Genomic DNA, 12,540 nt, shown 5'->3' on the forward strand with positions numbered 1-12,540 from the left:
ACTCATGGTTGAGTGCGGTCTGCCGGGACAGCGCACGGTCGGGAGGGCCGCTCAAAGCTTCCCGATGTACGTGCCCCGGCAACGCAACTCTGAGGAAGTCCCCCAAGACATCCTCAGATGCCAGTTGGCGCCCCCCAAGACGCCGTCTGACATCGTCAACTTAGACCTTCGAACCCCTTCGATGGTTACGTTCACATCACTGTGATCTGCGTCTCTTGCGTATGTCCGTTAGATACGCAAGAGCCCCGATATGGCGATCGGGACCCAAGCGTAAGGATGATGCGTGAGCCTTGTGAAGAGCTTATGTGAGCTGGGCGTCGGACTCCAGAGGGGCCTAGCGGGGTTCTTACTACGAATTCACCGGAACGTCCGCAGTCGCAGGCTGTTCGTCACCACGAACACGGACGAAAAGGCCATCGCCGCCCCCGCGATCATCGGGTTCAGCAACCCCGCCGCGGCCAGCGGCAACGCGGCGACGTTGTAACCGAAGGCCCACACGAGGTTGCCCTTGATCGTGGCCAGCGTCCTGCGGGACAGCCGGATCGCGTCCGCGGCCACCCGCAGATCCCCGCGCACCAGCGTCAGATCGCTCGCCTCGATCGCCGCGTCCGTGCCCGTCCCCATGGCGAGACCCAGATCGGCGGTGGCGAGCGCGGCCGCGTCGTTGACGCCGTCGCCCACCATGGCGACGCACCGCCCCTCACGCCGCAGCCGCCGTACGGCCTCGACCTTGTCCTCGGGCAGGACCTCCGCAATCACCTGATCGATACCGACCGCCTGCGCCACCGCCTCGGCGACCGTCCGGTTGTCCCCGGTCAGCAGCACCGGGGTGAGCCCCAGCGCCCGCAGCTCGCGCACCGCCTCGGCGCTGGTCTCCTTCACCGTGTCCGCGACGGCGACGACACCCCGCGCTTCCCCGTCCCACCCGACGACCACGGCCGTACGACCGTCTCTCTCGGCCTCCTCCCGGGCCCGGGCAAGCTCCGTGGGCAGCGCCTCGAAAAGGCGCCCCACGGCCACGTCACGGCCCTCCACGCGCGCGCGTACGCCGCGCCCGGGGACGTTCTCGAACCCCTCGACCTCCGGCAGCCGTCCGACCCGCTCCTCGGCACCCGCGGCCACGGCCCGGGCCACGGGATGCTCGGAGGCGTGCTCCACGGCGCCCGCGAGCCGCAGCACCTGCTCCTCGTCGGCGCCCTCGGCGACGTACACCTTCTGGAGGGTCATACGGCCCGTGGTGACCGTGCCGGTCTTGTCCAGGACGACGGTGTCGACCCGGCGCGTGGACTCCAGCACCTCGGGGCCCTTGATGAGGATGCCGAGCTGCGCCCCGCGTCCCGTGCCGACCATGAGGGCCGTGGGCGTGGCGAGGCCCAGAGCGCACGGGCAGGCGATGATCAGCACCGCCACGGCCGCGGTGAAGGCGGCGACCGTGTCGTCGGTGATGCCGAGCCAGGCCCCGAAGGTGGCGACCGCGAGCACGATGACCGCGGGCACGAACACCCCGGAGATCCGGTCGGCGAGCCGCTGCACCTCGGCCTTGCCGTTCTGCGCGTCCTCCACCAGCCTCGCCATCCGCGCGAGCCGGGTGTCGGCGCCGACCCGGGTCGCCTCGACGACGAGCCGCCCGCCCGCGTTGACCGTCGCGCCGGTGACCGCGTCCCCGACCGTCACGTCCACCGGCACGGACTCGCCGGTCAGCAGGGCGGCGTCCACCGCCGAGGAGCCCTCGACGACGGTGCCGTCGGTGGCGATCTTCTCGCCCGGCCGTACGACGAACCGGTCCCCGACGGCCAGCCGGCCGACCGGGATACGGACCTCACGCCCGTCCCGCAGCACGGACACGTCCTTGGCGCCCAGCTCCATCAGGGCCCGCAGTGCCGCTCCCGCGCGCCGCTTGGCGCGGGCCTCCAGATAGCGGCCGAGGAGGATGAAGGTGACGACCCCGGAGGCCACTTCGAGGTAGATCTGCGAGGCGCCGTCCACGCGCGAGACGGTGAACTCGAAGTCGTCGCGCATCCCGGCCATGCCCGCGTCGCCGAGGAACAGCGCCCACAGCGACCAGCCGAACGCCGCCAGCGTGCCCATCGAGATCAGCGTGTCCATGGTCGCCGCACCGTGCCGGGCGTTCGTGAACGCGGCGCGGTGGAAGGGCAGTCCGCCCCAGACGACGACCGGCGAAGCCAGGGTGAGCGCGAGCCACTGCCAGTTGTCGAACTGCAGGGCCGGGATCATCGACAGCAGGATGACGGGGGCGGTGAGGAGGGCGGAGACGGTGAAGCGGTGGCGGTAGGCGGTCGGTTCGGGGTCTTCCGGGGCCTGCTCCGGCGCGGGCTGCGGGGGAGCAGGCTCCTCGGCGGTGTACCCCGTCTTCTCCACCACGGCGATGAGGTCGGCGACCTCTGTGCCCGCGGGGTAGCTGACCTTCGCCTTCTCCGTCGCGTAGTTCACCGTGGCGGTGACGCCGTCCATGCGGTTGAGCTTCTTCTCGACGCGGGCCGCGCAGGAGGCGCAGGTCATTCCGCCGATCAGCAGCTCTACTTGGGAGGTGGGGGCGGGCGTGCCGGGGGCGCTGGGGGTGCGGCCGGGCGTGCCTGGCGTACCGGCGGCCGTGCCCTTCGTGTCGGCGGGGCCGGCCGGTCCCGGTATCGGCGGTTGGTCGGTGGTGCGGGGCATGTCCGGCTCAGATCTTGGCGACCAGCTCGAAGCCCGCCTCGTCGACGGCCGCGCGGACGGCCTCCTCGTCCAGCGGGGCTCCGGAGACGACGGTGACCTCGCCGGTCGAGGCGACGGCCTTCACCGAGCTGACGCCGGGGAGTTCGGAGATCTCGCCGGATACGGCACCCTCGCAGTGCCCGCAGCTCATACCGCTCACCTTGTAGACGGCGGTGATGGAACCCGGGGTGCCGGTCTGGGCGGTCATGTCGTTCTCCTCGTCGAGGCATGTGGGGCTGAGGGGGTCCATGAGGGCCCTCTGTTACTCCACGCTATACCCCTAAGGGGTATTTCCCCAAGAGGGGTCCAGGATGAGACGGGGCCTGCGCTCCGGGGGCGCGGAGCCGCTTCAGGAGGGGATCGGGGTGCCTTCAGGAGGGGTCGGGGTGCCCGAGTCTCGCGCCGACCAGCGGGTCCAGGTAGCGGATCAGGGCGTTCTTGAGCTCCTGGACATAGGCGTCGCGCTCGGCGCCCTCGTGAGCGAGGACCAGCTCCAGGCCCGCCTTGTACATGCCCAGGCACATGTGCGAGGTCCGGGCGAGGTCGGCCGGCGGGGTGTCCGGCAGGATCGAGGAGAGCAGGTCCTCGATCCGGGAGAGCAGGGTCGCGTGCAGGGCGTCGTGCTCCTCGGTGATGCGGCCGGGGATGTCGGGGCCGTGCATCAGCGCGAAGAACACCGGGTGCTCGCAGTTGAAGGCGATGAACCGGTCGACGGCCGAGCCGACCGCCTCCTCCAAGGGTGTCGTGGGGTCGACCGGCGCGAGCGCCTCGCCGTATGTCTCGCGCATCTCGTGCATGAGCCGGTCACCCAGCTCGATCGCGATCGCTTCCTTGTTCGGGAAGAACTGGTACAGCGTGCCCGGTGAGACGCCCGCCTCGCGGGCGATGGCGTTGGTGCTGGCCGCCGTGTAGCCGGTGGTGGTGAAGACGGTGGCCGCGGCTTCCAGCAGTTGGGCGATGCGGCGCTCGCCGCGGGCCTGGCGGCGGCGCGGCTGGTCCTTCTCCTCGGTGGTGGGCACGCGTTATCCCCAGTTCTCCGAACGCGATTGACAAACGCGAGTGGTCGCTCGCATTCTGGAGAAACGCGAGCGATCTCTCGTGTTTGCCAGTCTATGGCAGTGACGACTCCATGCTGCCTGGCTGTGCCCCACGTGGATCGGGCGCTTGCATCAGGCGTGAGCAGCATGGATCAGGGTGAAGGGGACACCGCACAATGACCGAAGTCAACAGGCCACCCCGCATCGGAGGCTGGACCCGCTTCGTGACGGCCCGCCCCCGGTTGTCGCTGCTCGTGGCCCTGGTGCTGACCGCGCTCGCGGTGGTGGCCGGCAGCGGCGTCGCCGACCGGCTGGGCAGCGGCGGCTGGGAAGACCCGAACGCCGGGTCGACGTATGCCACCAAGGCACTGGAGCGCGAGTTCCCCGCCTCCCAGCCCAACCTCCTGCTCCTCGTGGACGCGGGCAGCGCCTCCGTGGACGACCCCGCGGTGGCCGCCGAGGCCCGGCGGCTCACGGAGCGACTGGCCGCCGAGAAGGGCGTCATAGGGGTCGGCTCCTACTGGCAGGCGGACGCCGCGTCGGCTCCCGCCCTGCGCGCCGAGGACGGCCGTGAGGCGCTGATCGCCGCCCGCATCACGGGCGAGGAGGAGGAGATGGGGGAGACCCTGGACCGCCTCGCGCCCGAGTTCCGGGGTGCGCACGGTCCGGTGGAGGTCAGCGTCGGCGGCCCGGTCGCCGTGCGGCACGAGATGCAGACGATCATCCAGGAGGACCTGACCCGGGCCGAGATGATCGCCCTGCCGGTCACCCTGGTGCTGCTGGTGATGGTCTTCGGCAGCGCGGTCGCGGCCCTGCTGCCGCTCGGCATCGGCATCGTCGCCATCCTCGGCACGAACGCGGTGCTGCGCGGCCTGACCGAGATCACGGATGTGTCGGTCTTCGCGATGAACCTCACCACGGCCCTGGGCCTGGGCCTCGCCATCGACTACGCCCTGTTCATCGTCCGCCGCTTCCGCGAGGAACTCGCCACCGGCGCCGAGCCGTTGACGGCCGTCGGCACGACCCTGCGCACGGCCGGCCGGACGGTTCTCTTCTCGGCCCTGACGGTCGCGGTCTCGCTCGCGGCGATGCTGCTCTTCCCGCAGTACTTCCTGCGCTCCTTCGCCTACGCCGGAATAGCGGTGGTGCTGCTCGCCGCGGCTGCCGCGCTGATCCTGCTCCCGGCGGCACTGGTCCTGCTCGGCCACCGGGTCAACTCCCTGGACCTGCGCCGTCTGTTCCGGCGCGGGCGGCCGAAGGCGTCGAGTGAGGCATCCGATCAGGGGGCCGGTTCGACAGGGGGCAGGGCCTGGACCCGCACGGCGAACATCGTCATGCGCCGCGCCCCGTTCTTCGCCCTCGGCACCACCGCCGTCCTGGTCCTGCTCGGACTGCCCTTCCTGGGCGTGAAGTTCGGCACCGCCGACGACCGCCAGCTGCCGTCGAGCGCCGAGTCGCACGTGGTCCAGCAGCACATCCGCGACGGCTTCCCGGGCAGCCCCGGCGGCGGCCTGGAGGTCTTCGCCGAAGGACGGGCCACGCCAGCGCAGTACGCCGACTACAAGGAGCGGATCGCCGCTCTCCCGGAGGTGCTCCGGGTCGACGGACCGCTGGTGAAGGGCGACTCGGCGTACTTCACGGTGCTGCCGAAGGGCGAGGCGGTGGACGACCCTGCCCAGAACCTGGTGGGCGAACTGCGCGCCACACAGGCGCCGTTCGACACCGAGGTGACCGGCGCGGCGGCGGTCCTGGTCGACTCCAAGGACGCGATAGCCGAGCAACTGCCGCTGGCCGCGGCCTTCATCGTGATCGTCACCCTGCTGCTGGTGTTCCTGCTGACCGGCAGTGTGCTGATCCCGATCCAGGCGGTCGTGCTCAACGCGCTGAGCCTGACGGCGATGTTCGGCGCGGTGGTCTGGGTCTTCCAGGACGGCCATCTGTCCGGCCTGCTCGGCTTCACCAGCCCCGGCTCGATCGAGACGACCCTCCCGGTGCTGATGTTCTGCGTCGCCTTCGGCCTGTCCATGGACTACGGCGTGTTCCTGCTCTCCCGCATCAAGGAGGAGTACGACGCGACCGGCGACCACGACCAGGCGGTCCGCCATGGCCTGCAACGCACCGGCGGTCTGATAACCGCCGCCGCCGTGATCCTCGCGGTGGTGATGGTCGCCATAGGCACCTCCAGGGTGACCAACACCAAGATGCTCGGCCTCGGCATCGCGCTGGCGGTGCTGATGGACGCGATGATCGTCCGCAGCCTCCTGGTCCCGGCGGTCATGCGTCTGACGGGGCGGGCGACCTGGTGGGCGCCGGGGCCGCTGCGGCGGTTCCATGACCGGTTCGGGGTGAGCGAGGGGGAGCCGACGGGGTCGGCGGAAGCCCCGGCACCGGAGCCCGCGGAGGAGCGGGACAAGGTGAGCTCGCGCGGCTGACCGCCCTGGAGGACGGCCGACCGAGCGGGCGTCGAGGCCTGGTATCGCAAACCTGGTGGAGCGTCTAGCGTTCCCGATGATCTCTGCTGATCTTCATTGCTCTCCGTGCAAGGGGACGCGGCCGAAAGGAGACCGGGATGCGGGCTGTGGTGTTCGAGCGGTACGGCGAAGCGGCCGAGGTGCGTGAGGTGCCCGACCCGCACCCCGCCCCCCACGGAGTGACCGTGCGCGTCGAGGCCACGGGGCTGTGCCGCAGTGACTGGCACGGCTGGCAGGGCCACGACCCGGACATCGCGCTGCCGCATGTGCCGGGCCATGAACTCGCCGGAGTCGTCGAGGAGGTGGGCGAGCGGGTGACCGGCTGGCACCCCGGCGACCGGGTCACCGTGCCGTTCGTGTGCGCCTGCGGCAGATGCGGGGCGTGTGCGGCGGGCGACCAGCAGGTGTGCGAGCGCCAGACGCAGCCCGGCTTCACCCACTGGGGTTCCTTCGCGCAGTACGTGGCGCTGGATCACGCCGACGTCAACCTCGTCGCCGTGCCCGACGGGATGTCCTTCGCGACGGCTGCCTCGCTCGGCTGCCGGTTCGCCACGGCGTTCCGCGCGGTCGTGCAGCAGGGCCGGGTGGCGGCGGGGGAGTGGGTCGCGGTGCACGGCTGCGGCGGGGTGGGCCTGTCGGCGGTGATGATCGCGGCGGCGTCGGGCGCGCGGGTCGTCGCGGTGGACGTCTCACCGAAGGCCCTGGACCTGGCGCGGAAGTTCGGGGCGGTGGAGTGTGTGGACGCCTCGGGCGTGCCCGACACGGCGGCGGCGATCCACGCCCTGACCGGCGGCGGCGCCCATCTCTCCCTGGACGCCCTCGGCTCACCCGTCACCTGCGCCGCGTCCGTCAACAGCCTGCGCCGCAGGGGCCGGCATATCCAGGTCGGCCTGCTGCCCTCGGAGTCCGGCACGACTCCGGTCCCCATGGCCCGCGCCATCGCCCTGGAGCTCGAGATCCTGGGCAGCCACGGGATGGCGGCGCACACCTACCCGTCGATGCTGGAGCTGGTCGGGGCGGGGGTGCTGCGGCCGGATCTGCTGGTGACGTCGACGATCCCGTTGGACGCGGTGCCGTCGGCGCTGGCGGCGCTCGGGACGGCGCCGGGGGCGGGGGTGACGGTCATCGCGCCGTGGAGCTGAGGTCGGTGAGGGCGGTGCGGTCAGCGTGGCCGCGGTGGGACGCCCACTCGTGTTCGAGGACGGCCATCATCACCCAGTCGGCCCACCGGCCGTCCTTCAGATCGGCCTCCCGGCGCACTCCCTCCACCACGAACCCGACCTTCTCGTAGACCCTCAGGGCACGGTGGTTGTGGCCGTAGGCCTCCAACTGGACTCGGTGCAGCCCGAGTTGCTCGAAACCGTGGCCGACGATGAGCCGGGTGGCCTCGGTGCCGAGTCCCCGGCCGCGCCCCCGGGGCCCGATGAGCGTGCGGAACGTACAGCTGCGGGCGTTGGCGTCCCACTCGTACAGGACGACCTCACCGACGAGTTCGCCGGTGGCGCGGTCGGTGACGGCGAGGTCGAGGCGGTCGGGCTGGTCGGAGCGGGAGCCGTACCAGGAACGCAGCCGGTCCAGGGTGAGCTCGTCGGGGGCCTCGCCGGTGAAGCGGAGGACCTCGGGGTCCTCGATGATCTCCCGCATGACAGCGGCGTCGGCCTCGGTGAACGGACGCAGCACGGTCAGGTCGCCGGTCAGTACGGGCTTGGTCGAGAAGTCGCTCATGGCACGACTGTGCCCCACGCGTGGGGTGGGGCACAGCTGCTTTTCCGGGAGGTCAGTCCGTTCTGCGCCCACGGTTGCCCGGCCGGGACTCCACCCAGGCCCGGACGGTGTCGGGGTACCAGAAGGGCTTGCCACCCTCCACGTGGTCGGGCGGGGGCAGCAGTCCGTGCTTGCGATAGGACCGCACGGTGTCCGGCTGCACCTTGATGTGTGCGGCGATCTCCTTGTACGACCAGAGGATTCGGTCGGTCATCATTTGCACCTCCTCGCGCGCGCCGCGGCGGCGACCTGGGGCGGTCGTCGGGGGGACCGTGCGCTGCGCCGGCGATCACAAAGCCTGTGTCCGGTCAACGACCCACAGTGCGGAGGAGGCAGGGCCTGTGCTCGGGGTGTGACGCAGGGCCCGCGTACTTGCGACATGCGTGACAGGAAAGATGCGCTTGTGACACAGGTGCCGCAAAGGCGCACGCCGGTGCCGGGGCGCGGCGCGTTGACAGACGCCGTTTCCGCCGCGGGCCCAACGCCCGCAGGCCCAAGGCTCGCAGGCCCAACGCAACGGTGGGCCGGACCCGCTGCGCCGGGCCCGACCCACCAGCTCCCCCGCCTCTGTGGCTCGGTCGCCGAGGGTCACAGCCTGCATTCAGCCAAGCTCGTGGGTATTGGAAAAATGCGCACCGCGGTCGGATGCGAGGACAAGACTCGTCGCCTCGCCCGCCAGCCGGTCCGGCCCGGGCGCCCCGACCGGCACCCCCCGCGCCGCCGTGAACTCGCGCGGTGTGCATCCCGTCATCGCCTTGAACTCGCCGCTCAGATGCGCCTGGTCATAGAACCCGCAGGCCGCCGCCGTCTCCGCCTGCCCGCGCCCCGCCGCCAGCAGCCGGCGTGCCCGTTGCAGCCGCAGCACCCGGGCCGCGGCTTTCGGGCCCAGCCCGATCTGCTCCCGGAAGCGGTTCTCCAGGTGCCGTACGCTCCACCCCACCCCCTCGGCGAGCCGCCCCACCGGCACCGACCCACCCGTGCGCACCAGCTCCGCCCAGGCCCGCACCACCCGCGCCGAACACGGCGTACCGGCGTCCGACCAGCGCGCGAACACATCGTCGAGCAGCCCGAACCGGTCCGCCCAGGTCGGCAACGCGGCCAGTGCGGCGGCGAGTTCACCGATGCGGGTGGGCAGGGCGTGCGGCAGGTCGTCGGGGTCGACGGTGCGATTGGCGAGCTCGTACTGCGGCGTCCCGAACAACGTGAACGCGGCCCACGGCATCAACAGCACCTCGATACCGGCCAGTCGCCCACTGTGCTCACCGACGGCGGGGGTGGTGGTGGGCCCGCAGTAGACGGAGACGAGGGTGTCGGTGGGGCGGCCCGCGCGGGAGATCCGCACCGGCTGCTCGAACCCCAGCAGCAGCGTCGCCGCCCCGATGGGCGCTTCAAGCCGCCGCCGGGGCCGCTCCAGAGCGAGCCGGATCCCGCGATAACTCATCACGCCGGGCCGGAGACGCGGACGGGGCAACGCGAGAGCCATCTCCCAGGAGCCCCAGGGGCCTTGCCCCGACCGCACACGCACGGCACTAGTCATCGCCCCATGCTGCAGCACCCCCAGGGGCGCGGGGAACTGCGCGACCAGCCCCCACCAACCCGCAGACGCCCCACCACAGAACCCGGCAGATCAGTAGGCGCCTTCTACGCCCCGCACGACCTCAGAAACGCCCGCGTACGCCGCGCGATAGGCAGCGGAGCGTCCGGCGCACACGGATACATGTCCTGCTCGACAATCGCGAACAGATCGACATCCAACTTCTGCGCAGCCTCCAGCACCGGCCCCAACGCAGGCACCCCACCCGGCGGTTCACACATCACACCCTGGGCGACGGCAGGCCCGAACGGCGTCCCCTTCGCCCGCACGTCCGCCAGGATCTCCGGATCCACCTGCTTCAGATGCAGATACCCGATCCGTGACCCGTACGTCTCGATCAGCTTGACGCTGTCCCCGCCGCAGTACGCGTAGTGCCCGGTGTCCAGGCACAGCGACACCAGGTCGGAGTCCGTCCCGTCCAGGAACCGGACGACGTTCTCCTCGCTGTCGATATGCGTGTCGGCATGCGGGTGGACGACGATCTGCAGCCCGTACCGCTCGCGCACCTCCCGCCCCAGCCGCTCGGTCAGCGAGGTCAGGTTCCGCCACTGCTCGGGCGTCAGCGTGTCCGGCTCCAGCACCTCACCGGTCTTGTCGTCCCGCCAGAAGGACGGGATGACGACCAGGTGCTTCGCCCCCATCGCCTGCGCGAGCACCGCGTTGTCCGCGACATGCGCCCACGTCTTCTCCCACACGGCCTCGCCGTGATGCAGGCCGGTGAACACGGTCCCGGCCGACACCTTCAGGCCACGCTTCGCCGTCTCCTCGGCGAGGAGGGCGGGATCGGTCGGCAGATACCCGTACGGCCCCAGCTCGATCCACTCGTAGCCGGACTCGGCGACCTCGTCGAGGAAGCGCAGCCAGGGGACCTGCTGGGGGTCGTCGGGGAACCACACACCCCAAGAGTCGGGAGCCGAGCCGATCCGGATGCGGGACAGTGAGGACTGAGGTGACAACGACGTCATGGCGGTCAGCTTCAGCGCGTACGGCAAGCGCTGTCAAGGCCTGGTCCGAATGTCTGGACAAAACATTGACAGGGTCGCGTTCGGCGGACTACAAAGCCGGGAGAGCCGATACGAAGGGAACGCGATGGCGTACGACCTGATCACCATGGGGCGGATCGGAGTGGACCTCTACCCGCTGCAGACCGGCGTCCCGCTGCCGCAGGTCACCTCCTTCGGCAAGTTCCTCGGCGGCTCGGCGACGAACGTCGCGGTCGCCGCGGCCCGGCTGGGACGGCAGACCGCGGTGATCACCCGCACCGGCGACGACCCCTTCGGCACCTATCTGCACGAGGCCCTCCAGGGCTTCGGCGTGGACGACCGCTGGGTCACCCCGGTCCCCGGCCTGTCCACCCCGGTCACCTTCTGCGAGGTCTTCCCGCCGGACGACTTCCCGCTGTACTTCTACCGTCGGCCCAAGGCCCCGGACCTGGAGATCGACGCGCACGAGCTGGACCTCGACGCCATCCGCGACGCCCGCATCTTCTGGATCACCGGCACCGGCCTGAGCGAGGAGCCCAGCCGTACGGCGACGCTCGCGGCCCTCGCCCACCGCGCCAAGGCCGGCATCACGGTCTTCGACCTCGACTGGCGCCCCATGTTCTGGCAGGACCCGGCCGAGGCCCGCCCCTTCTACGCCGAGGCCCTCAAGCACACCACCGTCGCCGTCGGCAACCTCGACGAGGTGGAGGTCGCGACCGGCGTACGCGAACCGCAGGCCGCCGCCCAGGCACTCCTGGACGCCGGTGTCGAGATCGCGGTCGTCAAGCAGGGCCCCAAGGGCGTCCTCGCCGTCAACAGCAAGGGCGACCAGGCCGAGGTGCCGCCCCTCCCGGTGAACGTCCTCAACGGACTCGGCGCCGGTGACGCCTTCGGCGGCTCCCTCTGCCACGGGCTGCTCGAAGGCTGGGACCTGGAGAAGATCATGCGGCACGCCAATGCGGCCGGCGCCATCGTCGCCTCCCGCCTGGAGTGCTCCTCCGCCATGCCGACGCCGGACGAGATCGAGGCCGCCATCGCCGCGGGGGCCGTCAAGTGACCGTCGACATCGCGGAACTGGTCCGCCTGCGCACCCAGCGCCCCGAAGCGGTCGCGGAGGCGGCGGCCGGCCGTACCCGCCGGCCCCTCCTCGGCGAGAGCGGCCGGCTGATGATCGTCGCCGCCGACCACCCGGCCCGCGGTGCGCTCGGTGTCGGCGACCGCAAGTTCGCCATGGCCAACCGCGCCGACCTGCTCGAACGCCTCTGCCTGGCGCTGTCCCGGCCCGGCGTCGACGGCGTCCTCGCGACCGCCGACATCCTCGACGACCTGCTCCTCCTCGGTGCGCTCGACGGCAAGGTCGTCATGGGCTCCATGAACCGCGGCGGCCTCCAGGGCGCCAGCTTCGAGCTCGACGACCGCTTCACCGGCCACCGCCCCGAGGACATCCAGCGGCTGGGCTTCGACGCCGGCAAGCTGCTCCTGCGGATCGACTACGACGACCCGGGCTCCCTCACCACCCTGGAGTCCACCGCGCGTGCCATCGACGACATGGCGGCACGCCGGCTCCCGGTGTTCGTCGAGCCGTTCATCAGCACCCGCACCCCCGAGGGCAAGGTCAGGAACGACCTGTCCGCCGAGGCCGTCACCAAGTCCATCGCGATCGCCTCCGGTCTCGGCGGCACCTCGGCCTACACCTGGCTGAAGGTGCCGGTCACCGACAACCCCGACGACATGGCCGAGGTCATGGCGGCCTCCACGCTGCCCGCTGTACTGCTCGGCGGCGAGGTCGGGGACGACCAGGACGGGGCATATGAGAAGTGGCGGGGTGCTCTCCAACTGCCCACCGTGCGGGGCCTGGTGGTGGGCCGCTCGTTGCTCTACCCGGCCGACGGCGACGTGGCCGGCGCGGTGGACACTGCCGTAGGACTGCTGTGAGGTCCCCATGACCGGCCCCGCACGACCCGCAACACCCCGTC

General features: G+C 71.1%; 11 protein-coding genes. 4 read left to right on the forward strand and 7 right to left on the reverse strand.

What is annotated here, in order from left to right; all coding sequences use genetic code 11:
- Positions 1-357: 357 nt before the first annotated feature.
- The 3 genes from BLU79_RS26080 to BLU79_RS26090 form a co-directional block, all read right to left on the reverse strand.
- Positions 358-2,520: a heavy metal translocating P-type ATPase gene (locus tag BLU79_RS26080; RefSeq protein ID WP_256333480.1), complete on the reverse strand. Its 2,163-nt coding sequence runs from the start codon at positions 2,518-2,520 to the stop codon at positions 358-360.
- A gap of 163 nt (positions 2,521-2,683) precedes the next feature.
- Positions 2,684-2,923: a heavy-metal-associated domain-containing protein gene (locus BLU79_RS26085; RefSeq protein ID WP_093908479.1), complete on the reverse strand. Its 240-nt coding sequence runs from the start codon at positions 2,921-2,923 to the stop codon at positions 2,684-2,686.
- Between the two features lie 163 nt (positions 2,924-3,086).
- Positions 3,087-3,734: a TetR/AcrR family transcriptional regulator gene (locus BLU79_RS26090; RefSeq protein ID WP_093908328.1), complete on the reverse strand. Its 648-nt coding sequence runs from the start codon at positions 3,732-3,734 to the stop codon at positions 3,087-3,089.
- A gap of 194 nt (positions 3,735-3,928) precedes the next feature.
- Here BLU79_RS26090 and BLU79_RS26095 point away from each other — a divergent pair, with 194 nt between their 5' ends.
- Together BLU79_RS26095 and BLU79_RS26100 are read left to right on the forward strand one after the other, a co-directional pair.
- Complete coding sequence (locus BLU79_RS26095; RefSeq protein WP_093908329.1) at positions 3,929-6,184, forward strand: MMPL family transporter; 2,256 nt, start codon at positions 3,929-3,931, stop codon at positions 6,182-6,184.
- A 137-nt stretch (positions 6,185-6,321) separates the two neighbouring features.
- Entirely contained in the window at positions 6,322-7,365 is a 1,044-nt protein-coding gene (locus tag BLU79_RS26100; protein ID WP_093908330.1) for a zinc-dependent alcohol dehydrogenase family protein, read from the forward strand.
- Here the strand turns inward: BLU79_RS26100 and BLU79_RS26105 are convergent.
- The 4 genes from BLU79_RS26105 to BLU79_RS26120 form a co-directional block, all read right to left on the reverse strand.
- Positions 7,346-7,948, reverse strand: coding sequence for a GNAT family N-acetyltransferase (locus BLU79_RS26105; protein WP_093908331.1), 603 nt, complete (start codon positions 7,946-7,948; stop codon positions 7,346-7,348). The genes BLU79_RS26100 and BLU79_RS26105 overlap by 20 nt on opposite strands.
- Positions 7,949-8,000: 52 nt before the next feature.
- Positions 8,001-8,201 (reverse strand): helix-turn-helix transcriptional regulator, encoded by a 201-nt coding sequence (locus BLU79_RS26110; protein ID WP_093908480.1) that lies wholly within the window; start codon positions 8,199-8,201, stop codon positions 8,001-8,003.
- A gap of 387 nt (positions 8,202-8,588) precedes the next feature.
- The gene (locus tag BLU79_RS26115; RefSeq protein ID WP_256333463.1) at positions 8,589-9,524 is read right to left on the reverse strand and encodes a helix-turn-helix domain-containing protein; all 936 of its coding nucleotides are present in this window, start codon (positions 9,522-9,524) and stop codon (positions 8,589-8,591) included.
- Positions 9,525-9,628: 104 nt separating this feature from the next.
- Positions 9,629-10,546, reverse strand: a complete 918-nt coding sequence (locus BLU79_RS26120) for a sugar phosphate isomerase/epimerase family protein (protein WP_093908481.1) — start codon at positions 10,544-10,546, stop codon at positions 9,629-9,631.
- A 124-nt stretch (positions 10,547-10,670) separates the two neighbouring features.
- On the opposite strand from BLU79_RS26120, the gene iolC reads away from it, so the two are divergent.
- Entirely contained in the window at positions 10,671-11,621 is a 951-nt protein-coding gene (gene iolC / locus BLU79_RS26125; protein ID WP_093908333.1) for a 5-dehydro-2-deoxygluconokinase, read from the forward strand.
- Entirely contained in the window at positions 11,618-12,499 is an 882-nt protein-coding gene (locus BLU79_RS26130) for a Cgl0159 family (beta/alpha)8-fold protein (RefSeq protein ID WP_093908334.1), read from the forward strand. The genes iolC and BLU79_RS26130 overlap by 4 nt, the downstream gene beginning before the upstream one ends.
- The last annotated feature ends 41 nt before the right edge of the window (positions 12,500-12,540 follow it).

This window comes from Streptomyces sp. cf386, from assembly GCF_900103585.1.
Classification (GTDB): domain Bacteria; phylum Actinomycetota; class Actinomycetes; order Streptomycetales; family Streptomycetaceae; genus Streptomyces.

Excerpts from the sequence above, each read along its gene's own strand:
- BLU79_RS26080 (WP_256333480.1), bottom strand. The coding sequence starts at position 2,520 with ATGACCTGCGCCTCCTGCGCGGCCCGCGTCGAGAAGAAGCTCAACCGC.
- BLU79_RS26085 (WP_093908479.1), bottom strand. The coding sequence starts at position 2,923 with ATGACCGCCCAGACCGGCACCCCGGGTTCCATCACCGCCGTCTACAAG.
- BLU79_RS26095 (WP_093908329.1), top strand. The coding sequence starts at position 3,929 with ATGACCGAAGTCAACAGGCCACCCCGCATCGGAGGCTGGACCCGCTTC.
- BLU79_RS26100 (WP_093908330.1), top strand. The coding sequence starts at position 6,322 with ATGCGGGCTGTGGTGTTCGAGCGGTACGGCGAAGCGGCCGAGGTGCGT.
- BLU79_RS26105 (WP_093908331.1), bottom strand. The coding sequence starts at position 7,948 with ATGAGCGACTTCTCGACCAAGCCCGTACTGACCGGCGACCTGACCGTG.
- BLU79_RS26110 (WP_093908480.1), bottom strand. The coding sequence starts at position 8,201 with ATGACCGACCGAATCCTCTGGTCGTACAAGGAGATCGCCGCACACATC.
- BLU79_RS26115 (WP_256333463.1), bottom strand. The coding sequence starts at position 9,524 with ATGACTAGTGCCGTGCGTGTGCGGTCGGGGCAAGGCCCCTGGGGCTCC.
- BLU79_RS26120 (WP_093908481.1), bottom strand. The coding sequence starts at position 10,546 with ATGACGTCGTTGTCACCTCAGTCCTCACTGTCCCGCATCCGGATCGGC.
- iolC (WP_093908333.1), top strand. The coding sequence starts at position 10,671 with ATGGCGTACGACCTGATCACCATGGGGCGGATCGGAGTGGACCTCTAC.